At 65.9% G+C, this 22,014-nt stretch carries 21 protein-coding genes; 8 read left to right on the top strand and 13 right to left on the bottom strand.

The annotated features are described in order from the left end of the window. The first annotated feature begins 5 nt into the window (after positions 1 to 5). Together V9K84_RS07600 and V9K84_RS07605 are read left to right on the top strand one after the other, a co-directional pair. Complete coding sequence (locus tag V9K84_RS07600) at positions 6 to 353, top strand: cupin domain-containing protein (protein ID WP_043861356.1); 348 nt, start codon at positions 6 to 8, stop codon at positions 351 to 353. Positions 354 to 458: 105 nt separating this feature from the next. Continuing rightward, entirely contained in the window at positions 459 to 1,352 is an 894-nt protein-coding gene (locus V9K84_RS07605) for an AraC family transcriptional regulator (RefSeq protein WP_088514969.1), read from the top strand. Positions 1,353 to 1,417: 65 nt separating this feature from the next. Here V9K84_RS07605 and V9K84_RS07610 read toward each other — a convergent pair whose 3' ends face one another. Further along, positions 1,418 to 2,128, bottom strand: a complete 711-nt coding sequence (locus tag V9K84_RS07610; RefSeq protein WP_088514968.1) for a hypothetical protein — start codon at positions 2,126 to 2,128, stop codon at positions 1,418 to 1,420. Between the two features lie 44 nt (positions 2,129 to 2,172). Further along, positions 2,173 to 2,715 carry an RNA 2',3'-cyclic phosphodiesterase gene (gene thpR / locus V9K84_RS07615; protein ID WP_043861354.1) on the bottom strand — a complete coding sequence of 181 codons (543 nt, stop codon included), beginning with the start codon at positions 2,713 to 2,715 and terminating at the stop codon, positions 2,173 to 2,175. Between the two features lie 125 nt (positions 2,716 to 2,840). Between thpR and V9K84_RS07620 the strand changes: the two genes are divergently transcribed. Further along, positions 2,841 to 3,863: a hypothetical protein gene (locus V9K84_RS07620; RefSeq protein WP_043861353.1), complete on the top strand. Its 1,023-nt coding sequence runs from the start codon at positions 2,841 to 2,843 to the stop codon at positions 3,861 to 3,863. Between the two features lie 9 nt (positions 3,864 to 3,872). Here the strand turns inward: V9K84_RS07620 and V9K84_RS07625 are convergent, their stop codons facing one another. After that, entirely contained in the window at positions 3,873 to 4,946 is a 1,074-nt protein-coding gene (locus tag V9K84_RS07625) for an NAD(P)-dependent alcohol dehydrogenase (RefSeq protein ID WP_043861352.1), read from the bottom strand. Between the two features lie 319 nt (positions 4,947 to 5,265). Here V9K84_RS07625 and V9K84_RS07630 point away from each other — a divergent pair, with 319 nt between their 5' ends. Then, on the top strand, positions 5,266 to 5,595 hold the full coding sequence (locus V9K84_RS07630; protein ID WP_043861351.1) for a hypothetical protein: 330 nt from the start codon (positions 5,266 to 5,268) through the stop codon (positions 5,593 to 5,595). 34 nt (positions 5,596 to 5,629) lie between these two features. Further along, positions 5,630 to 7,252, top strand: coding sequence for an ankyrin repeat domain-containing protein (locus V9K84_RS07635; protein ID WP_143516647.1), 1,623 nt, complete (start codon positions 5,630 to 5,632; stop codon positions 7,250 to 7,252). A gap of 66 nt (positions 7,253 to 7,318) precedes the next feature. Here the strand turns inward: V9K84_RS07635 and V9K84_RS07640 are convergent, their stop codons facing one another. From V9K84_RS07640 to araD1, 4 genes are read right to left on the bottom strand one after another with little or no spacing between them, the layout of a single operon-like run. Beyond that, positions 7,319 to 8,905 (bottom strand): aldehyde dehydrogenase (NADP(+)), encoded by a 1,587-nt coding sequence (locus V9K84_RS07640; protein WP_088514966.1) that lies wholly within the window; start codon positions 8,903 to 8,905, stop codon positions 7,319 to 7,321. Between the two features lie 31 nt (positions 8,906 to 8,936). Next, positions 8,937 to 10,493, bottom strand: coding sequence for an altronate dehydratase family protein (locus V9K84_RS07645; RefSeq protein WP_338794327.1), 1,557 nt, complete (start codon positions 10,491 to 10,493; stop codon positions 8,937 to 8,939). A gap of 30 nt (positions 10,494 to 10,523) precedes the next feature. Continuing rightward, entirely contained in the window at positions 10,524 to 11,846 is a 1,323-nt protein-coding gene (locus V9K84_RS07650) for an MFS transporter (protein WP_054914592.1), read from the bottom strand. A gap of 57 nt (positions 11,847 to 11,903) precedes the next feature. Continuing rightward, positions 11,904 to 12,902 (bottom strand): AraD1 family protein, encoded by a 999-nt coding sequence (araD1, locus tag V9K84_RS07655; protein ID WP_088514965.1) that lies wholly within the window; start codon positions 12,900 to 12,902, stop codon positions 11,904 to 11,906. Positions 12,903 to 13,014: 112 nt separating this feature from the next. On the opposite strand from araD1, the gene V9K84_RS07660 reads away from it, so the two are divergent. Further along, complete coding sequence (locus V9K84_RS07660; RefSeq protein WP_338794328.1) at positions 13,015 to 13,932, top strand: LysR family transcriptional regulator; 918 nt, start codon at positions 13,015 to 13,017, stop codon at positions 13,930 to 13,932. A gap of 80 nt (positions 13,933 to 14,012) precedes the next feature. Here the strand turns inward: V9K84_RS07660 and V9K84_RS07665 are convergent, their stop codons facing one another. From V9K84_RS07665 to V9K84_RS07685, 5 genes are all read right to left on the bottom strand, one after another. Next, positions 14,013 to 14,828, bottom strand: a complete 816-nt coding sequence (locus tag V9K84_RS07665) for a type 1 glutamine amidotransferase (RefSeq protein WP_043861344.1) — start codon at positions 14,826 to 14,828, stop codon at positions 14,013 to 14,015. 306 nt (positions 14,829 to 15,134) lie between these two features. Beyond that, positions 15,135 to 15,596 (bottom strand): hypothetical protein, encoded by a 462-nt coding sequence (locus V9K84_RS07670; RefSeq protein ID WP_054914589.1) that lies wholly within the window; start codon positions 15,594 to 15,596, stop codon positions 15,135 to 15,137. A gap of 30 nt (positions 15,597 to 15,626) precedes the next feature. Continuing rightward, positions 15,627 to 16,265, bottom strand: a complete 639-nt coding sequence (locus tag V9K84_RS07675; RefSeq protein WP_058540130.1) for a glycine zipper domain-containing protein — start codon at positions 16,263 to 16,265, stop codon at positions 15,627 to 15,629. A 37-nt stretch (positions 16,266 to 16,302) separates the two neighbouring features. Then, positions 16,303 to 17,943, bottom strand: coding sequence for a hypothetical protein (locus tag V9K84_RS07680; RefSeq protein ID WP_088514964.1), 1,641 nt, complete (start codon positions 17,941 to 17,943; stop codon positions 16,303 to 16,305). A gap of 2 nt (positions 17,944 to 17,945) precedes the next feature. Continuing rightward, positions 17,946 to 18,737 (bottom strand): hypothetical protein, encoded by a 792-nt coding sequence (locus V9K84_RS07685; RefSeq protein WP_143516646.1) that lies wholly within the window; start codon positions 18,735 to 18,737, stop codon positions 17,946 to 17,948. A gap of 197 nt (positions 18,738 to 18,934) precedes the next feature. Between V9K84_RS07685 and V9K84_RS07690 the strand changes: the two genes are divergently transcribed. Then, entirely contained in the window at positions 18,935 to 20,665 is a 1,731-nt protein-coding gene (locus V9K84_RS07690; RefSeq protein WP_338794329.1) for a hypothetical protein, read from the top strand. A gap of 158 nt (positions 20,666 to 20,823) precedes the next feature. Beyond that, positions 20,824 to 21,117 carry a hypothetical protein gene (locus tag V9K84_RS07695; protein ID WP_054914585.1) on the top strand — a complete coding sequence of 98 codons (294 nt, stop codon included), beginning with the start codon at positions 20,824 to 20,826 and terminating at the stop codon, positions 21,115 to 21,117. Between the two features lie 99 nt (positions 21,118 to 21,216). On the opposite strand, the gene V9K84_RS07700 is transcribed toward V9K84_RS07695, so the two are convergent. After that, complete coding sequence (locus V9K84_RS07700; RefSeq protein ID WP_043861496.1) at positions 21,217 to 22,005, bottom strand: amino acid ABC transporter ATP-binding protein; 789 nt, start codon at positions 22,003 to 22,005, stop codon at positions 21,217 to 21,219. Positions 22,006 to 22,014: the final 9 nt, after the last annotated feature.

The raw sequence follows: 22,014 nt of genomic DNA on the forward strand, positions 1-22,014 counted from the left end.
TGCACATGAACCCTGTACTGATTCACCTTGAAGACGACACCGCCTTCGGCCCCAGCGCGGCAGTCGGCGCCCCCCTGGGCGAGCCGGTAGCCATGGCGCGTACCGCGTTGCACCAGGAGCTGGCCGGGCAGGGCGCCAGCACCGGCTTGTGGGAATGCACGCCGGGGCGCTTCCGGCGCCAGGTGGTGCAGGCCGAGTACAGCTACATCATCAGCGGCGAGGGCAGCTTCACCCCCGAGGGTGGCGAACCTATCCCGTTCGGTGCCGGCGATGCGCTGTACTTTGCCGCCAACAGCCAGGGCACCTGGGACGTGCGCCAGACGGTACGCAAGACCTACCTGATCCTGGGTTAATGCTCCGATAGTCATGCCTGATCCTCCGGGATCGGGCGTGCGGTAGTGGCGGTAGGCAGCGAATCTGCGATGATGCGCGTGTCTGATCCTCTGATGCGGTACCCCATGCAGCTCACCTGCCACGCCGATGCCAATGCCACGCTTTGCGCCCTGATCCAACCCCTTGCCACCCGCCCGGGCCCGGTCGACACCCACCTGCCGCAGGTGCAGGTGTTGTCCTGGAGCCACTACGTGGCGAGCAGCCCGCAGATCTACGAACCGAGCCTGATGATCCTGGCCCAGGGCAGCAAACTGGCCCGGCTGGGGCCGCGTACCCTGGAATATGGGGCTGGCCACTACCTGGTGCAGGCACTGTCGGTGCCGTTCATGTGCGAAACCTTCGCCACCGAAGATAAACCCCTGCTGGGCGTGTCGGTGGCGATCGACCGCACGGTGCTGAGCGAGCTGGTGCAGAGCATGGGGCTGGGGGCTGGCCAGGTGGTGGCGGCGCAGACGCCCGAGTCCATGACATCAGCGGCGCTGGATGCGCCGATGCGCGAGAGTGTGGAGCGGCTGCTGCGTTGCCTGCACGACCCGCTGGAAAGCCGGGTGATGGGGGCGGCGCGAGTGCGCGAGGTGTTGTACGTGGCCTTGCGTGGGCCGCAGGCCGGGGTGCTGCGGGCGCTGGTGGAGCAGCAGGGGCATTTTGCGCGCATCGCTGCAGCCCTCAGCCATTTGCGCGAGCATTACGCCGAGCCGTTGAGCGTGGAGGCGTTGGCGGGGCGGGCGAACATGAGTACCTCGACGTTTCATGAGCACTTCAAGCGCTGCACGTTGCTGTCGCCGATCCAGTACCTCAAGCGGTTGCGTTTGCTCAAGGCGCAGCAGATGTTGATAGGCGAGGGGTTGGGTGTGGCGCAGGTGGCGCATCGGGTGGGGTATCAGAGCACGTCGCAGTTCAGCCGCGAGTACAAGCGGCATTTCGAGCGCAGCCCGGGGCGGGAGCAGGCTTATCTCTAGGGAGGCGAGCGCGTTGCGCTCGTTCGCCGGCAAGGCCGGCTCCTACAATAGAGGTGGGCCACTCCTCATTCGGTGTAGTAGTAGCTCTTCAGGAACCGGAACTCATGCGCCTGCGCCTCGCACCACTGGGCAAACCCCACCGACTGATCCCCCTGCTGATACACCGCCCAGGCCTCGAGCATTTCACGCAGGCTGCACACTTCACCATCAATGTAACTGCGGGTCGTCTCGGCCTCGATCAACCGCGCCAGCGCACTGGCACGCGTAAGCTTCGTCGCCGCAACGGTAACGTCACCCAGAAACACCGACTCATGCAGGTGATGAACCATGAAATCAACCTCGCCCAGCTCATCCAGCGCCAACTGCCGCAACGCCACCTGATCCTGCGGGTCGTGCGCCAGTGCCGCCTGGAGCCACGCCGACTCGCCCGTCAGCTTGCCCATCCAGCGATAAGGCTCGGCCAACGCCGGGCCCTCGTCGCACCAGGCTCGCAGCACCTGCCTGAGGTAGCGGGTCAAGGCATGCGACAACAACTGGTGCGCACCACTGTTGCTGAAGGCAAGGTCGGCAATCTCGCAGACAATCGCCCGCTGCTGGCCCACCTCCCGCTGACGCGCACCGTCGAGAAACTCGTCCAGCGCCTTGAGCGCCGGCTTTTTCAGGCCCTGTTCGCGCAGCAGGCAATACCGCGAGAAACCGGCAAAGCCTTCACGGGAGGCATAGACCTCGCCAATGCGCCTGAGGCCTTCGAAATTGTCCTTGTTCCAGTAATACATGCTCTTCCTTGCCAGTCAGCGCCGACACCACGGTCGGCAGGGGTTCACGCCAGCGGCCACTGCGCTATCGGCTTGTAGCGGCCGCCACTGGACTCGAACAACACGAAGTCGTCGATGTTCAATCTGAACGCCGGTGGCTCCGGCGTCTCCGGTACATCACCCGGGTAGTCGCGCACCAGCGTCAGGTGCGCACGAAACTCACGCACGCTGTCTTCCACGCCCAGCGGCAGCAACGCCTGCTGCAGGGCATACACCCATTGACGCAAGGCCACCGGCGTCTGCGTGGGCTCCAGCACCAGTGCATCGGCGCGGTGCCATGCGACCAGCCGGTCCAGCTCCAGGCGCAGCGGGCCTTCTGGGCGCGGCACCGCCGCCATGGCGTCGCACAGCGCAGGCAGGCGCGAGACGCCGACTTCCCCAAGGAACATCAGCGTCAGGTGAAAATTGGCCGCAGGCACCGGACGACCACGGGTGATCCCCAGTGTGCTGCGCCATTTGCCGATGGCCCGGCATTGCTGCTCGGTACAGGGCAGGGCGATGAACAGGCGCTTGAACGGCTCGCCCGGGGTTCGCAGTTCACCTCGCATGGAAGCTCCCTTGAATGTGTGCAGGTGCCGACAGGGTACCGAGCAGCGCCGACCAAGGCCAGCCGTGGTTCCCGCGCCGCTCGCTATACTCCAGGCAAGCGCTTCACTGCACCGGGGGGCCGACCTTGAACCAGCGCATCTTGCTCGCCCTCTGCACCCTTGCACTGTTGCTGGCCATCGGCGGTTGCGCCCGGTCCCGGCCGACACCAGCGCCGCAACCCCCGGTGGTGCTGTCCCAGGCCGCCTGGCAACGTGTCGACTGGGACATCATCGACGCCTCCGAGGGCGCCAGCCGTTCCGCCCAGGACTATGCGCGACGCTCCATGAAGGTATGGAAAGACGCAGTGCACGCGCGTACCGAGGCGGACTTCATTCCGTGGTTCACCGGCTACTGGACCCAGCAGTGGCTGACCCTCAAGGTGGCCTGGTACAAGGTCAGCAAGAACCAGCAGACCGCGCCCGGCGAGGACCGCCTGGCGCTCTACCTGCAGGAGCAGTACCGCGAACGGGTGCTGGAGCCGGTGGCCAGGGAAATCAACCCGCAGCTGATCCGCGAGCGCGCCACCCAACTGTACGTGCAACTGCTCGGCCAGCAGCTGCAAGGTATCGGCCAGCGCTACCGCGCCGCCCCCGACCAGTTCGCCCTGCACCTGAACCGCATTCCCGCCATCGCCCTCGGCCCGCCGGCCGCACGCGACGCCTCGGTGCATCAGCTGATCACGGCCCAGCCACTGCTGACCCTGCCGGCCTACCTGGCGTTGAACGAGCAGATCCAGAAGGCTGCGGTGGCGGCAGGCCAGGCGCCGTCCGACACGGGCCTGTCGTCGGTGGCCAAGCGCGCCAGCGCCCAGCTCGAAGCAACGCTGGTGCCGCGCGGCGCGGCCAGCGCGGTGGCGGCTGCGGTGGGCAAGGCGGTGGGGGCGCTGATCTCGGTGGCCTCGGCGGGCATCGGCGCGATGATGCACGAAAGCGAGCGCCCGGCCATGGTCGAGCAGCTGCGGGTAATCCTCAATGTGGCGCTCAACGAGGAATGGCAGGGCCTGATGCAGAACCCCGCCACCGGGGTGATGGCGGGGGTCAATGCGCTGTCGGGGCAGATCCGCGACAGCCTGGTGCTCAGCAGCGGCTTGCCGGCGATGCAGCCCTGATGGCGGTGCTCATGGAGTGATCGCGACTTTCATCACGCCGTCGCGCTGGTGCGCGAACAGTTCGTAGGCCGCCTCGATGTCGTCGAGCTTGTAGCGGTGGGTCACCAGCGGCTTGAGGTCGACGCTGCCGCTGGCCACCACCTCCATCAGGCGGCGCATGCGCTCCTTGCCGCCGGGGCACAGGGTGCTGACGATGCTGTAGTCGCCAAGCCCGGCGCCAAAGGCCGACAGCGGAATGGTCAGGTCGGAGGAATACACCCCCAGGCTCGACAGCGTGCCGCCCGGGCGCAGGATGCGCAGCGCCGACTCGAAGGTCGACTGGGTGCCCAGCGCCTCGATGCTCACGTCTACGCCACGGCCGTGGGTGAGGGCCATGATCTGGTCCACCACGTTGCCCTGCTTGAAGTCCACCACATGGGTGGCGCCCAGCTGGCGGGCTACCGAAAGACGCGCGGGCACGGTGTCGACGCCGATGATGGTGGTGGCGCCCATCAGCTTGGCCCCGGCCACCGCGCACAGGCCGATCGGCCCCAGGGCGAACACTGCCACCGTGTCGCCGATACGCACGCCGCCGCGCTCGGCCCCGGAGAACCCGGTAGACATGATGTCGGGGCACATCAGTACCTGTTCGTCACTCAGCCCGTCCGGGATCGGCGAGAGGTTGGCCATGGCGTCCGGCACCAGCACGTATTCGGCCTGGCAGCCGTCGATGGTGTTGCCGAACTTCCAGCCGCCGGCCGGCTTGAAACCGTGCGGCGTGCCGGGGCCGTCCTGGGACGAACAGCCACACAGGCAGGCATAGCTGTGGCCGCTGGGGGTGATGGCGCCGGCGATGACGCGCTGGCCCTCGGTGAAGCCCTTAACCTGGGCGCCGAGCTTTTCGATGATGCCGACCGGTTCATGGCCGATGGTCAGGCCCTTTTCCACCGGGTACTCGCCGCGCAGGATATGCACGTCGGTGCCGCACAGGGTGGTGGTGGTGATGCGGATCAGGGCGTCCGAGGGGCCGACCTCGGGGATCGGTTTTTCATCGAGCACGATGCGGTTCTTTTCGACAAAGATTGCAGCTTTCATGCGGGCCATGGTCGTTTCTCCTCAAGGGGGTACACGCGCAACTTCATGGGGCAGGGTGCGCCTGCACGGGCGGCGGGCTGTTGATCCGGGTCAAGCTGATGAGCATAGGCCATGGCGGGGCTCATCTGCGTAGGAAACAAATCACCGGGTTCCCAGGCTATTTTCATGATCTTTCGTTTTAAAACAGATAGTTAGGTAAATAATCTAAAGTTGTTTATGAAGTGAACTTAAATTGTAGGACAGGGTCATAGGTTGCTCATGCTGGCAGGTTGATATGAAAGTGCCAGCGTGCAACCCACAAGACAGATACGTGCTAAGGACTCGGTTAATGAAAATCATCAAGACGCTGGTGCTCACCTCGCTGTTCGCCGCCCTGGCCGGCTGCGGCAGCGATGCCATCGAAGGCAAGTTCAACGTGCAGGCCAGCGTGATGGGCTTCAAGAGCAACGTGGGTACCGCAGAGCTGGACGAGGACTACATCACCCTGCTGGGCGACAAGTACGAGATCGACGAGTGGAAGCGTGACGGTGACACCGTCGTCGCCCGCGACAAGAACGGCACCGCGGTGATGAACGCGCGCGTCGAAGACAACGGTAACCGCCTGGTGGTGCTGGACGGCGGTGAGCTGGTCAGCATGACCCTGACCCGCATCAAGTAACTCCCCACGCCACATTCAACTCCAAGGACGTTCTGTGAAAAAAGTACTGGCTGTATCAGGCATTGCCGCGTTGCTGGCTGGCTGCGGGTCGAGTTACCAGTGGGACGAGGTCACCACCTCCAAGGGCAGCAAGGGCAAGCCCACTGCCATCTATGTGGACAAGAAGACCAAGGAGCCGGTGTCCGGCACCATCATCTGGAAGGAAGGCGACACGCTGATCTCCGAGTTCAAGGTCAAGAACGGCAAGGTCCAGGGCGACTGGGTTACCCACAATGCCGACGGCTCGGTGGCCATCGAGGCGCAACTCGATGACGGCCAGCTGACCGGCACCACGACCGTGTATTGCAGCGGCGGCGAGAAAAAGCCGCAGCAGCGCATCGTCATCGCCGGCAAGAAGCAGACCGAGAGCCAGTTCGACTGCGCCAGCGGCCTGCAGACCCGCGAACAGGTCACGGTGCACGAAGAGGGCAGCAAGCAGAACGGTCGCACCCTGGCCCAATCGGCCTGGCGCGTGGTCAATGGCGAGCAGGTGCCGGCCGTGGTCGCCAACTATGACAAGGACGGCAGCGGCCAGCTCGATGGCGTGCAGGAAACCTTCTACCCGACCGGCCAGTTGCAGGAGCGCAAGCACTACAACCAGGGCAAGCTGGAGGGCCTGCAGGAGGAGTTCGTGCTGCTCGACGACGGCACCTACCGTCTGCGTAAGGTCACTGCCTACAAGGATGGCCAGCGCGATGGCGATTCGATCCAGTACTTCGTCTCGCCCGACTGGCCGGAAAAGACCGTCGAAAAACGCGAAACCTACGCGGCGGGGCAGGACACCGGCAAGACCGTGATCTACCGCGAGCTGGATGTACAGGTGCTGGTGCCGTACCAGGACGTGCCGCCCAACCACTACAAGCTCAAGGAAGCGCTGGCCGGCAAGTCTACCCGTGACGGCTACGTGGCCGATGTGGAGTCGCTCAAGTACCTGCTGCAGGCCTCTGACATCGACCTGAACAAGCCGCTGGTCGCCGAAGCCGAGCTGCCGGTCCACTATGTGGCCGAGAATGCCTACGACATGCTGGTGAGCCTGGGCGCCGACCCGCTCAAGACCACCGCAGAGGGCAATACCCGGCTGATGATGTGCCTGAAGAACGCGTGGCGCGATTGCTCGGACGCGCACTTCGACCAGCTGCTGGCCTTGTCCAATGCCAAGACGGCCAACCTGTTCGGCAACACGCCGCTGCACGAGCTGTGCAAGAGCAACAGCCTGACCAAGGAGCGCCCGGAACTGGGCCAGCGCCTGATCGCCAGCCAGGACATCAACGCGGTGAACTACGCGGGCCAGACTGCCTTGCACTACTGCATCACGCAGCGTGACAAGACCGTGGCCAATGCGCTGATCGCGGCCGGTGCCGATCTGGACAAGGCGGACTATTCGGGCGTTACCCCGATGCAACTGGTGTTCCTGCGCGACCCGCGCCTGGGCCGTCAGAAGCAGGTGAGCTGGGACGCGGCGCGTATCCAGTACGTGGGCGGGCTGCTGGGCAAGTCCACGTTCAACTTCGAAGCGCCGTTCCCGGGCTTCGACAAGAGCCTGAAGCAGCTGATGATCGAAGCCAGCGATGCGCAGAGCGCAATGCTGGTTGACAGCCTGGCTGCCAACAAGGGTTGACCCCAGTCGCCGGGAAGGCTGGCCCCTGCAGGTGCAGGAGCCGGCCTTGCCGGCGAAGGCGCCGCATCAGGCGCCGACAGCCTCGCGGCTCATGACGCCATCGACCAGCCGCTGGATTCCCAGCGGATTGGCATTCTGCAACGCTTCGGGCAGCAGTGCATCGGGGTAGTTCTGCAAGCACACCGGGCGCAGGAACCGGTCGATCGCCAGTGAACCCACCGAGGTGCCCCGGGCATCGGACGTGGCCGGGTACGGTCCGCCATGCACCATCGCATCGCACACCTCGACCCCCGTCGGATAGCCATTGAGCAGAACCCGCCCGACCTTTTCCACCAGCAACTCACCCAGCCAGCGGTATTCGAGCAACTCGGCCTGCTCGCCGATCAGGGTGGCGGTCAGTTGTCCGCGCAGCCCTTGCAATGCCAGCGCCAGCTGCGCATCGTCCTCAATCTCGATAACGATGGTGGTTGGGCCGAACACTTCTTCCTGAAGCAAATCATCACCTTGCAGCAACAAGTTCACATCGGCTTTGAACAGCTGGGGTTGCGCCTGGCGCCCGTTCTGCGCGGCCCCTGCCAGGTGCGTGAGGCCAGGATGGCGGTGCAGGTGCTCCAGCCCCTTGGCATAACTGGCCAGTGCCCCGGCATTGAGCATGGTCTGTGCAGGCTGTTCGGCCATCTGTGCGACGAAGGCGTGCACAAAGTCACTGAACGCCGGCGAGCGCACGCCGATGATCAGGCCGGGGTTGGTGCAGAACTGCCCGCAGCCCAGGGTCACCGAACCGGTCAGCTCGCGGGCGATGGCCGCCCCACGCACCTGCAGCGCCTGTGGCAGCAGGATGACGGGGTTGATGCTCGACATCTCGGCGAACACCGGGATCGGCTGCGGGCGCTCGGCGGCCATTTTGCACAGGGCGTTGCCGCCCTTGAGCGAGCCGGTGAAGCCCACCGCCTGGATCGCCGGGTGGCGCACCAGCCATTCCCCCACACCTGCGCCATAGATCATGTTGAATACCCCCGCCGGCATGCCGGTGCGCTGCGCAGCGCGCAGGATCGCATCGGCCACCCATTCGGCGGTGGCCATGTGCCCGCTGTGAGCCTTGAACACCACCGGGCAGCCGGCGGCCAGCGCCGAGGCGGTATCGCCGCCGGCCGTGGAGAAGGCCAGCGGAAAGTTGCTGGCGCCGAACACCGCCACCGGCCCCAGGCCGATGCGGTACTGGCGCAGGTCCGGGCGCGGCAGTGGCTGGCGCTCGGGCAGCGCGCGGTCGATGCGAGCCCCGTGGAAGTCGCCACGGCGCAGCACGTTGGCGAACAGGCGCAGTTGCCCGCTGGTGCGCCCGCGTTCGCCCGAGATGCGTGCAGCGGGCAGGGCGGTTTCGCGGCATACCGTGGCGATGAAGTCATCGCCCAGGCCGTCCAGCTCGTCGGCGATGGCATCGAGAAATTCGGCGCGCCGCGTCGCAGGCAGCGTACGGAACTGCGGGTAGGCGCTGGCGGCAGCCTTGGCGGCGGCGTCCACTTCTTCGGCAGTGGCCTGGATGAAGGTGCACGCCAGCGCTTCGCCGGTGCTCGCATCCAGGCTCTGCAGTACGGTGGTGCCGGCAGCGCTGCGCTGGCCGGCGATGTAGTTGTGGCCGAGAACAGAGGTCATTGCGGGGTCCTTGTCGGTTGAGGGCAGGGGCTCAGGTGATGGCGCCGATCTGCCAGGGCACGAATTCGTTCTGGCCGTAGCCATGTTGTTCGCTCTTGCTGCGCTCGCCCGAGGCAATTCGCAGCATCAGGCGGTAGATGTGTTCGCCGCGTTCCTCGATGGTGGTGCTGGCGTCGGCGATGCCGCCGCAGTTCACGTCCATGTCGTCTTCCTGGGTTTCCCACAGGCGGGTGTTGGTGGCCAGCTTGATCGAGGGCGACGGTGCGCAGCCGTAGGCCGAACCGCGCCCGGTGGTGAAGGCGATCAGGTTGGCGCCGCCGGCGACCTGGCCGGTGGCCGAGATCGGGTCGTAGCCGGGGGTGTCCATGAACACCAGGCCGTGGGCACGCACCGGTTCGGCGTATTCGTAGACGTCCATCAGGTCGCTGGAGCCGGCCTTGGCCACGGCGCCCAGGGATTTTTCAAGAATGGTGGTGAGGCCGCCGGCCTTGTTGCCGGCCGAGGGGTTGTTGTTCAGTTCGGCGCCCATGCGCTCGCAGTAGGCTTCCCACCAGTGGATGCGCGCGATCAGCTTTTCGCCCACTTCGCGGCTGACCGCACGGCGCGTGAGCAGGTGCTCGGCGCCGTAGATTTCCGGGGTTTCGGACAGTATCGCGGTGCCACCGGCCGCTACCAGGCGATCCACCGCATTGCCCAGTGCCGGGTTGGCGGTGATGCCCGAATAGCCGTCGGAGCCGCCACATTGCAGGCCGACGGTCAGGTGCCTGACGCTGACCGGCTCGCGACGCACCTGATCGGCTTCGGCCAGCAGCGACTTGACCTGGGCGATGCCGCTGGCAATGGTGCGCGTGGTGCCGCCGGTGCCCTGGATGGTGAAGGTGCGCAGGGTGTGGCTGCTGTTCAGGCCCTGGGCGGCCAGCAGGTCGGGGATCTGGTTGGTCTCGCAGCCCAGGCCGATCATCAGCACCGAGGCGAAGTTGGCATGCACCGCGTACCCGCCCAGGGTGCGCTGCAGCATCGCCAGCGCCTCGCCGCCAGGGTCGACCGCGCAGCCCACGCCGTGGGTCAGGGCCACCACGCCGTCCACGTTGGGGTAGGGCGCGAGCGCCTCGGGGTGGATGTCGCGGCGAAAATGGTCGGCGATGGCGCGTGCCACGGTGGCCGAGCAGTTCACCGAGGTGAGGATGCCGATGTAGTTGCGCGTGGCCACCCGGCCGTCGGCGCGCACGATGCCCATGAAGGTATCGTCGGTGGTGGCCGGTGTGCCCCTGGCGTCCACGCCGAAGGCGTAGTCGCGGGCAAAGTCGCCCATGGCCAGGTTGTGCACGTGCACATGCTCGCCGGCGGCGATGGGCTGGCTGGCGAAACCGATGATCTGCCCGTAGCGGCGCAGCGGCTGGCCGGGGGCGATGGCGCGCACCGCCACCTTGTGCCCGGCCGGGATGGCCTGCAGCACCTCGATGTGCTCGGCCTGCAGGTGCAGGCCCTTTGGCAGGGGCTGGCGGGCGATCAGCACGTCGTCCAGCGGGTTGAGGCGGATCATGGCGTTGGCGGCGCTGTCGCTGCCTGTTGTTGTAATGAGTTGCATCTCAGTCATCTCCAGAGGCGTGGGCCGGGCTTACGCCAGGCCGCGCTCGCGATAGTCGATCAGGCCGGAGAACAGCATCAGGCCGAAGGCCATGACCACGAAGAAGATCAGGGCCAGGAAGTAGGAGCCGGTGAACTGCACGATCAGGCCGATCAGGATCGGCACCAGTACGCCGACCATGTTGCCGCAGAAGTTCATGCTGCCGCCCAGGATGCCGGCCTTGGACTTGCCGCCCAGGATCGCCGGCAGGCACCAGTACATGCCGCACCAGCGGATGAAGAACAGCGCGACGCACAGCAGGGCGATGACCCGCGCGGCATCCGGGGTGTAGGCCACCAGCAGGATGCACAGGGCAGCCACGGCGGCGGAGCCTGCGAACATGCTGCGCATCACGGTGTTGGGCTGGCCGCCGCTGGCTTTCCACTTGTCGGCGATCCAGCCGCCGATCAGCTCGCCGACGAAGCCGCACATGAAGATCAGGAAGGTGGCGCCGCCCATGGCCTTGATGTCCAGGTTGTGGGCCTGGTGCAGGTAGCTCGGCATCCAGGTCAGCAGGCCGTAGAACACGCTGTTGTAGCAGGCATAGCCGGCGAACATGGCCAGTACCGAGCGGCTCTTGAGCAGCTCCTTGAGGATCGCCTTGCGCCCGTTGCCGTCGCTGGCCACCGCGTTGGCCTGGTTGATGTAGTCCAGCTCGGCGGCGTTGACCTTGGGGTGCTCGCAAGGGTGGTTGCGGATGTACCACCAGGCCCAGATGCCGACCACGATGGTGCCCACCCCGGCGATCACGAAGGCGATGCGCCAGGAGTCGAACCAGGTGATCAGGCCGGCGATGATGATCGCGCCGAATGCGGTGCCCAGCGGCGCGCCGCCGTCCACCAGGGTGGCGCCACGCCCACGCTCGTTGGGGGTCAGCCAGGCGCCGTTGAGCTTGGCCCCGGCCGGCATGATCGGCGATTCGGCCACACCCAGGCCGACGCGGGTGATCAGCAGGGTGATCCAGTTGTGCGCGCCGCCGGCCAGTGCCTGGAAGGCGCCCCAGCCGATGGTGGCGGCGCCGATGATGTTGCGCACCTGGAAACGGTCCAGCAGCATGCCGCTGGGGATCTGCATCAGTGCGTACGACCAGAAGAACGCGCTGAGAATCAGGCCTTCCATGGCCGGGGTCAGTTCGAATTCCGCCGAGATCAGCGGCAGCGCCACCGACAGCGAGGCGCGGTCGATGTAGTTGATCGCGGCCAGCAACAGCAGGATCAGGAAGATGCGCCAGCGCACGGTGGTGGGCCGCTGGGCATCGGTGGCAGCCAGGGCAGGTGCCGGGGCGGCCTGCAAGGAGGTGTCTTTCATGCTCATCTCACTCTTATGGTTGTTATGAAATGCCGCGGCGGCGCGCGGGGCGCCGCCTGCGGTTCAAAGCGCTTTCACCTCGCCGGGTGAGATGGCCGAAGGCGTCACGCTGATGCCATTGCGCAGCGGGGCGCCGAACTCGGGCAGGCTGATTTCGAACACGTCGCCGGGCGCGGCCTTGACCTGGTCGGCGAACGACAGGGTCGCGGTGCCGAAGAAGTGCACGTGCACATCGCCCGGACGCAGGAACTGGGTGTACTTGAAGTGGTGGTACTCCAGGTTCTCCAGCGAATGGCACATGTTGTCCTCGCCGCTGAGGAATTCCTTTTCCCACAGCAGGTTATCACCGCGGTGGATGCGGCTGACGCCGCCCAGGTGAGCGGGCAGCTCGCCGACCCGCAACTCGGGGCCGTAGGAGCAGTTGCGCAGCTTGGAGTGGGCCAGGTACAGGTAGTTGCGCCGCTCCATCACATGGTCGGAGAACTCGTTGCCGATGGCGAAGCCTACCCGGTAGGGCTGGCCGTCATCGCCGATCACGTACAGGCCGGCCAGCTCGGGCTCTTCGCCGCTGTCTTCGGCAAAGGCGGGGCTCTGGAACGGCTGGCCGGGGCGTACCACGATCGAGCCGTCGCCCTTGTAGAACCATTCCGGCTGCACACCGGCGGTGCCGGAGGGCGGGCGGCCGCCTTCGATGCCCCACTGGAAGATGCGGGCGGTGTCGGTCAGGGCGGTGCTGTCGTCGATTTTCTGCTGGTGCATCTTGTCGCGGGTCGAGGCGCTGCCCAGGTGGGTCAGGCCGGTGCCGCTGATCAGGCAGTGGGCGGGGTCATCGTGGTCCAGCGGCGGCAGCACCCGGCAGTCGGCCAGGGCCTGGGCGTAACTGTGGGCGGTGGCGTCCAGGCCGCGGGCGAGCACTTCGTCGCACAGGCTGAGGGTGTTGCGAATCGCGGCCAGGGCCAGCTCACGCATGGTGCGGGTATTGCGTACCACCTGGATCAGGTCGCCTTCGATGACGCCGACGTGACGCGCGGCTGCAGGGGTTTCGAATTGGATCAGACGCATGCTGACTCCTGATTGTTCTTGTGGGGAGGGCTGTTGTCCGACACTTTAAATTTGCGTGGCTTTGCTGCCTAATGACAGCTGTTGACCGAGGGATAACCAAAAGTAATCACCTATGCTGCCACCCCTGACTACCATGGCTTCGCGCCTGCGCATGCGCCAGTTGCGCCTGTTGATCAGCCTCGACGAGCTGGGCTCGATCCACAAGGCCGCCCAGGCCCTGTCGATTACCCAGCCGGGCGCGACCAAGGCCCTCAATGAAATCGAATCGACCCTGGGCGCGGTACTGTTCGAGCGCACCAGCAAGGGGCTGGAGGCCAATGACCTGGGGCGCTGCGTGGTGCGTTATGCGCGCCTGATCAATACCGACCTGGCGCACCTGCGCGAAGAGATGATCGGTATTCTGCAGGGCCACGGCGGGCGGCTGTCGGTGGAGTCGATCATGGGGGCGGTACCGATGCTGGTGGAGGGCCTGGCGCGTCTGCGCGAGAGCCAGCCGGACCTGTCGGTATCGATCGTCGAGGACACCAGCGACCGCCTGCTCAGCTTGCTCGATCAGGGCCGTCTGGATGTGGTGATCTGCCGAACCAGCGTGAGCCCGCGACCGGGCGCCTATGTGAGCCGGGCCAGGCATCAGGAGCAGTTGGTGGTGGTGGCCAATCTGCAGCACCCGCTGGTGGGGTGTGCCGAGTTGAGGCTCGAGGCGTTGGCCGATTCACGCTGGGTGGTGTTCCCGGTGAACATGCCGATGCGCTTGACGCTGGAGCGAGAATTTCGTGAGGCGGGTTTGAGCTTTCCGCTGTATCCCATTGAAACTTCATCAACTTTCACCACGCTCACGTTGCTGTTGCAGGACCGTGGGCTGGTGGCGGTGATGCCGTGGGACTCGGCCAGGATCGCGCTCGAGCATGGGATGCTGGCGCAACTGCCGCTGGAATTGAACTCGCGCAGCGAGCCCTATGAGGTGGTCACGCGCAAGGGGGTGGAACTGCCGGTGCCGGCGCAGTTGCTGATCGAGGCGCTGGGGGTGTGAGGTGACAGGCCGGGCCCTTCGCCGGCAAGGCCGGCTCCTGCCGCAGGAGCCGGCCTTGCCGGCGAAACGGTTGGCGCGAATCAGGCCGTAGAGCCGACCTTCTTCGCCGCCTGACCCTTGGCTGCCTGCTGGCGGCAGGCCTGGCCGAAGGCTTCGAACATCTTCACCGAGTCCGGGTTCTGCGCCGCCTGCCATTCCGGGTGCCATTGCACCGCGAACAGGAACGGCGACAGGCTTGGTGCATGGATCGCTTCCACCAGCCCGTCTTCGGCACGTGCCAGTGGCTCGAGGCCTTCACCCAGGGTCTTCAGGCCCTGGCCATGCAGCGAGTTGACGCGGATTTCATCGCTCTGCAGCAGTTCGCGCAGCCAGCTGCCGGCTTCCAGGCGCACGCTGTGAACCTGGCTGTACTGCACATCAACCGGATCGTCGGGGTTCTCCCGGTGATCGTTGAAGCCTGGCTCGGCATAGACCTTCTGGTAGATGTCGCCGCCCAGTGCCACGTTGATTTCCTGCATGCCGCGGCAAATACCGAAGATCGGCAGGCCACGGGCGATGGCCAGTTGCACCAGCGGCAGGTCGAACAGGTCGCGGTCGCGGTCCTGGGCCTTGCCCGGGGTTTCGTTCTCCTGGCCATACAGCGCCGGGTCGATGTTGCTGCCGGCACCGGTCAGGTACACGCCGTCGGCCATGTCCAGGTACTGCTCGAGGTCTTCGGTACCGCAGCAGGTCGGAACCAGAACCGGCACGCATCCGGCATGGTCGACCAGGGGTTGGATGTATTTGTGGGTCATTACCTGGTAGGCATGGCCCTTGCGTTCCTGGGCACCCATGGTCATGAGTACGACAGGCTTGCGCAGGGTCTGATTCTTATTGCCAATGTTGCTGTTGGGCATATGTCACCTTGGGACAGGCTCGGCCTGTCATTGTTGTGCAGGCGCATCGGGAACCGCTGACGCTACCTGAGGTTTCGAGCACTGCCGAGAGCGCCTGGAAGGGCGACTCCCGGTCGAAACCTGTGACATAGCTTGCCAGAGCCGTTAAATATGTCAAACGGCTTTACCCTGTGGCAGGCTAATTTCCTTATGTTGTTTCTAGGAATACAACCCAATACCTTGTTTTATAAGGATTAATGTCAACTGTTAGCGTGCTTGGTAGTTCATTATATTTAACGTACGACTTTCGGCGTAGGCAACCAGGCCTCAGCTGGCCGGCTGGCCCTTGCGCCAGCGCCGCATGCCGGTGGTGATTGCGTACAGCAGCCAGACAGCCCAGCCGACCAGCACGAACCAGCCGAACACGAAGGGTATGCCGATGACGCCCACCCCCAGCAGCAACAGGCCGATCCAGAACATGCGGATCTGGAAGGTGTAGTGGCTGCGGTCCAGGTCATTTGCGCCAGCGCGGCTCTGGTAGGCGTAGACCAGCCCGGCAGGCGCGGTGACCACCACCAGCAGGCTGATGAGGTACAGCACGTAGACCAGCATCGGGCCGTTGTCGCTGCTGCGGGTGTAGGTGCTCTGGTTCTGCTGCGCCTGGCGGTGGCGCGGCTTGTAGTAGGCCGTGTGGTCGGTGCTGTCGGGCTGCTGCGGTTGGCTTTGCGGCTTGCTCTGCGGCTTTGCGCGGCCATCCGGGTCGGGGCGTTGAATCTTGAAATCCTGCATGCTTGCTGTTCTCCACTGGAGTTGGAAGGCTTAAGCCTGGGCGTCGTGCATGACCTGAATCGCCGACTGGGTGCCGCGGGTCTGCTCGCGGTACTGGTAGGTGACCTTGTCGGTGGCGACCTTGCCGTTGTAGCCGCTCTTGATGGTTCTGACGATGTAGTTGAAGTCGCCCTTGCTGCGGGTGGTGACCACCACATTGGCCTTGCTGCGGGCACCGGACACGTAGCTGCCGACGCGGCCCAGGGGCTCCTTGAGGCGCTTGTCGCGCTTGTTGACCAGGGCCTGGGGCACGTTCACCTGCATGGAGTCGACGGCATCGATGCTGGCGGCGCCCACCGCATTGCGCTCGTCGGCCGGCACCGCGACCTGGCGGGTACTGACCTGCACGGCGGCTACGTCGGCAGACTGGCGCTCGATGTCGGCCTGCACCTGCCGGGCCTGCTGCAGGTCTTTCTGGCGGCCGATGTAGTAGCCACTGGGGGCGCCCAGCGCGGCACCAATGGCGCAGCCCACACCGGGCTTGCCGCCGGTGCCGACCGCAATGATTGCGCCGCCCAGGCAGCCGGCAGCACCGCCCAGTGCGGTGCTGCCCATCTGCGAGTTCTGGCAGCCGCCGAGCAGCACGCTGCCAGCCAGTAGTACAAGGGTAAGGGTGGTCGAGCGGGTCAAGGTGGGGCTCCTTTCAGGCCGTGGCGGGGCGCTGTCATCAGTCGTTGTCGTGGTAGCCGTAGCTCAGGCCTTGCAGCAGGTGCAGGCGAATCGCTTCGTTGAGCGGGTAGAACAGCGGCTGCACCTGGGCGGTCCACTGCGCACCGTGGGCGATCACCCAGCCCATGGCGCCCAGGGTGCTGGCGCCTCGCTGCTTGAGGGTGAGAAACAGCGGCTGTTCGGTGACCTTGTTGCTGAACGGCATCGGCAGCGCCAGCACCACCACCGCGTACACCGCCAGCGCCCCCCAGTAGGCGCGGCGCGGTACCGGGCGCACGGCGCGCAGGGCGAACAGGGTGCATTTGAACAGGTGGGTGAAGGCCCCCAGCAACGAGAACAGCAGGGCGATCATCGGCACGATCAGGGCGCGGTAGCTGTCGCGGCCGATGTCGGCCTTGTCGTTGCGCTCGCCATAGCGGGCCGGCTCGACCAGGCGTTCTTCGAGCAGTTGCTGGGCATCCAGGAGCAGGGTCGGGCGGTAGATCGCCTGTTCATAGGCGTCGAGCGACCAGTCGGGCTTGAGTGACAGGCTGTCGGGCAGGTACAGCGCGCTACGCCAGCGCTGCTGGATCGCCGGGTCGGCGAAGAACCCCTGGCGCGACAGGCCGGGTTTGATCCAGTCGCCCTGGATATGCTTGAACAGCTCGGTGCCGTAGGCGCCGCTGGCATGGCCCTGCACGCGCTTGGCCACGGCCAGGTTGAAGCCGGCGCGGTCGCCGGGTTGCCAGTTGTCACTCACCTGAATGCCCTTGTCATCCAGCATGCGGCGCACCTGCGGCCAGTGTCGGCGCGGCACGTTGCCTGGGGTCAGGCGGCGATTGCGCTGCTTGAGGGTCTGTACGTAATCGTCCCAGGCCTGTTGCTGATGCCGGGCGATGGCGGCCGGGCTGGTGGCGTCCAGGTAGCGCTGGCTGCCCTGGCGGTAGTTGCCGTACAGCTCGTCCAGCTCGGCCAGGGCCTCGCGGTAACGCTGGTAGTTGTCGGCCAGCGGGCCGCGGCGGGTTTCGGCGAACAGTTCGAAGAAGGCCAGGCCCTGCTGGCGCACCCGCTCTTCGAGGCGATCGACCGACTGCAGCAGGATCGGCAGGGTGGCCAGCAGGGTCTTGCCCTCGGGGCGCTTGTAGTCGTCGGTGCCCAGCTCCAGCCCCTTCAGGCCGAACTCGCGATGCACCAACAGGTAGCTGATGGGCACGCCCAGCACGGCGCGGGCACGCTCCTGCGGGGTTGAAGTGGCGACCAGGTGGTTGATCAGGGCCAGCTGCGCATAAAACACCACCAGCAGGCAGCTGCCCACCGTCAGCGCAGACCAGGCCAGCGTGCGGCCCAGGCTCCAGTACTGGCTGCAGGCCTTTTTCAGTACCCAGCCCAGGCCCAGCAGGGCCACGGCGGTGCCGGCGATCAGGCGCCCGTAGACTTCGATCGACTCGACCTGCGCGGGGCTGGCCAGCCCGCCCACCACATCCAGCAGGCGTGCGTTGAAGCCCATCTCGACGAGCAGGTAACACAGCGTCAGCCCCAGCATCAGGCGGGCCACGAAGCGTTGCTGCTGGCGGGGCGTTGACGCACGTGCCACGACAGGCCGGCGCAGCCACCCGCGCCATGGCCGGCCCGTCAGGTCGGGCGACAGGCGGCTGTTCACGGCTAGTGTTCCAGCTCGGAGGTCAGGTCGAGCGTCACCCGGCGCTGGGCCGGCGCCGCGGTTTTGGCGCGGTCGACCACTTCAGTGGCGACCTGGGGCGTGACCTGCGGCGCGGCCGATGGCGCTGCTGCCGGGGCAGGCGTTGGCGGTTTGGCTTCGACCCTGGCCACCGCGGGCGCGGGCCTGGGTTGCGGCGGGGGCGTCGGGGCCACGGCGTGCTGGACGGGTGCAGGGCGTGGCGTTGCGGCCCTGGCAGGGGCTGGTGTCGCCTTGGCCAGGCCCTTGAGCAGGTTCGGCAGGTCGACCCGCAGCGGGCCGCGGAACTGCCGGTCGAGCGACGAGTAGGTCCAGGCCGCCGACTGCGTGCCGTTGAGCTGCATCGCCACCAGGCTTTTGCCGTCTTCGGCGCGCTGCAAGGCCAGCATGTCGGAACAGCCGCCCAGGCGGTAAGGCCCCCACGCCGAGGTGCCGGACAACACCACCAGCGCGCTTTGCGAGTCGCATTGCGGCGTGCGGTAGCTGAGCACCACGGCGGTTTCGCCCTGCAGGTCGTAGGTGCCCTCCACATTGGTTTCGCGCCACTGCGCTGGCAGCTGCAACTGCAGCTTGCGCTGGGGCAGCGTGAGGTAGGCGTGCCCCAGGGGGGTTTCCATGTGGTTGATCGGGCCGGCAGCCGAGGGGTGGGTGCCGATCAACTGGTCGGCCAGCGCGCCGGATGCCTGGAAGGCGAGCCCGGCCATTAGCCAGCAGGCCAGGGCGAGTGCGCTGAAACGTGAGGGGGTGTGGTGTTTCAAAGAGTGCTTCCCTGTACTGATGGCGCGCGTGACCCGCTGCGCGGGATGGTAGCACAGGGCTACATATTGGGCAGTTTCCTACAAGAATTGCTGACAACCGAAACGTGACGCGTAGCGCACGCCAGGGGCGGCGTGGCATTCTGTGGCGTTACGCCAGCAGGCGAAAACAGGACGCGCGCATTGAGACGGAGTAGACGATGACCCAGGCATTCACCCGCACCGTGGAGCAAGCACTGCGCAGCCGCCTGCAGGGGTGCGGCTATGACACCTCCGATCTCGAGCTGACCGTGCAGCAGGTCGAGGACAAGGGGCGCGCGGTGAGCGTGAGCCGGCGCTGGAGCCTGGTGACCGAAGTGCGCCGCGAGTCGGCTTCGGTGGGGCTGCGGATCAATTCGGTGAGCGAACACCAGCTCGAGCAGTCGATGGCCGAGCAGCGTCAAGTGCTGCTGGGCAGGGGCGCGGCGCATTACAAGAACCGTGTGCTCAAGGGGCTGGGCAGCAATCCCGCGCATTTTCTGCGCAGCCAGCAGGTGAAGCTGTTTGCCCTGGACCCGCTCTACACCAGCCATACCTGCGGCACCTGCAGCGGTTACGGCAAGCAGCGCTGCACCGCGTGCAACGGCAGTTGCAAGCTAAGATGCAGCAGTTGCAGCGGCAAGGGCCGCACGCAGTGCTGGGGCTGTGGCGGCTCCGGCCGCACCGGCAGTGGCAGTTGTGCCTACTGCATGGGCGCAGGCGGCGACAACTGCCCCAGTTGTGTGGGCGGCTCTGTGGCGTGCGGCTGCATGGGGGGGCAGGTGACCTGCGGCGGCTGTTTGGGCGACAAGTTCATCTGCACCCGCTACACCCTGGAGGTGTCGGCCAAGGCGGTCGGCAATTCGGTGCACCTGAAGTCCAACGATACCTGGCTCAAGCCTTACGTCGACGAGTGGGGGGATGAGCCCGAAACCATCGAGCGGGCTGCCGAAGGGTTCGCCGCGCCTTATTACCCGGACAACACACCCGAGAAGGGCGACCTGGTACTGAGCGTGGACGGCACCTGCTATTACAGCCAGGCCCAGGTGCGTGCCGGACGGCGCAGCATCCGTTGCAACATGCTTGGCCGCTACCGGCATGTGGTGTTCGATGACGGGCTGGCCGCCAGCTACTTCGACAGGGTGATCGAGCAGTTGGAAAACCCGGCAGACATCGAACAGGTGGCCCTGGCCAGCGAGCGTTCGGTGGCCCGGCGCATGATCGAGGAGTCTGGACACGTGAATTACGTCAGCCAGCTGTCGGACGTGAAAAACGGCACGGTCAGCCCCGAGCAGGCCAATCGCTTCTTCGCGCTGCGCAAGAACGCCTCGGACCAGCAGACGGCCCTGCGCAGCAAATTGGAGCCCAGGCTGGTGCTGCGCCGTGCGCTGGGTTACTTCTGGCGGCTGAGCCTGCTGATGCTGGTGCTGTTCTTTTTCAGCGCGGGCAAGCTTCTGGAGGTGAAGTTCGGCGGGCCGCAGGTGCTGTTCAGGGCCGATGGCCCGGCCACGGTGTGGGCCATGTTCAAGCATTACCTGGTGCTGCCGTTCACCAGTCCGATCAACGGGGTGATGCTGGTGGGCGTGGGGCTGCTGTGCACCTGGCTGTTCAAGGACATGCTGTGGCACCGCATGAACCGCTTCATGGGCAAGGGCCCGGGCAATCGGCTGCTGGCCGCCGTGGTGCTGGCCTTCTGCCTGATGCCGCTGCTGGCGTTGTTCCCGGACACGCCGATCGCCCTGCTGCGGGACGGGCCACGCCTGCAGCACATGCTGCCCAGTGCGCTGGTCGGCATGCTGGGGGCCTTGCCCACGCTGGTGCCGCTGTCGCTGCTGCTGGCCCTGGTGTTCAACCGCGCGCTCAACGCGCCGGCCATCGATGCGCGGCTGCGGCGCATGAACTTCGACGTGTGAGGCGGCAAGGGCAGGGCGTGTACCTGTCCTATACTTCGCGTATCCGCAACAGCTGGCTGTCGTTGATCGGATCGAGACGTCTCGATGCCGCCGGTAGTGCCTGTAGTCGTAGTCGCAGCTGAGCCGTCACTCAATCAGCGCTGCGCAGGGGTATAGCCATGGACATCGTGAGTCTGGTCATTCAGGTCATCAGTGGTGTGGTAGGCGGCAATGCCGCCGGCATGAGCAAGCAGAGCATGGGGCCGTTGCTCAATTCGATCTTCGGCGGGGTGGGCGGGGTGATCGTGGGCCAGATACTGGCCGCGATCACCGGTGAGCCCGGGGCCGCCATGGGGGCTGGCGGGTCGCTGGACATGGCGGCGATCATCAGCAGCATCGTCGGCGGTGGTGCCGGCGGCGCGGTGCTGACGTTCGTGGCCGGGTTCATCAAGTCGAAGATGCAGGCGCGCTAGGCGTAGTACGTGGTGGGCCTTTCGCGGGGCAAACCCGCTCCCACAAGGCCGGCGTGAGCCCCTGTGGGAGCGGGCGTGACCCGCGAAAGGCCAGCGGCTTCAGTGCAGAATCTGCGCCAGGAAGCCCTTGGCCCGATCACTCTGCGGGTTGTTGAAGAACGCCTCGGGCGGGGCATCCTCGATGATCTGCCCGCCGTCCAGAAACAGCACGCGCTCGGCCACCTGTCGCGCAAAGCCCATTTCGTGTGTCACGCACAGCATGGTCATGCCGGTGTCGGCAAGCTTGACCAGCACATCCAGCACTTCGGCGACCATCTCCGGGTCCAGTGCCGAGGTCGGCTCGTCGAACAGCATGATCTTTGGCTTCATGCACAGCGCCCGGGCGATTGCCACGCGCTGCTGCTGCCCGCCCGACAGCTGGCTGGGATACTTGCCCGCCTGGCTCTCGATGCCCACCTTGTTCAGGTAGAACCGTGCCCGCTCCTCGGCCTCCTTGCGCGACAGGCCGCGCACGCTCATCGGCGCCAGGGTGCAGTTGTCGAGCACGCTCATGTGCGGGAACAGGTTGAAGTGCTGGAACACCATGCCGATCTCGCTGCGCACCTCGGCGGCCTGGCGCGTGGTCAGCGCCAGGTCGGTGTCGTTGACCAGCAGGGTGCCTTTTTCGGCGATCTCTAGGCGGTTGATGCAGCGGATCAGCGTCGACTTGCCCGAGCCGGACGGCCCGCACAGCACGATGCGCTCACCTTCACGCACCTTGAGGTCGACGTCGCGCAGTACGTGAAAGTCGCCATAGAACTTGTTCAGCCCGTCGATGCTCACCACGACCTTGCGCGGGTCGGGGTGCGTGTCGGGGCGTGCAGCGGCAAGGCTCAGTGGTGCGGTCATGTTGTTGTT

Source organism: Pseudomonas sp. AE27 (assembly GCF_037113495.1).
GTDB classification, from domain to species: domain Bacteria; phylum Pseudomonadota; class Gammaproteobacteria; order Pseudomonadales; family Pseudomonadaceae; genus Aquipseudomonas; species Aquipseudomonas palmensis.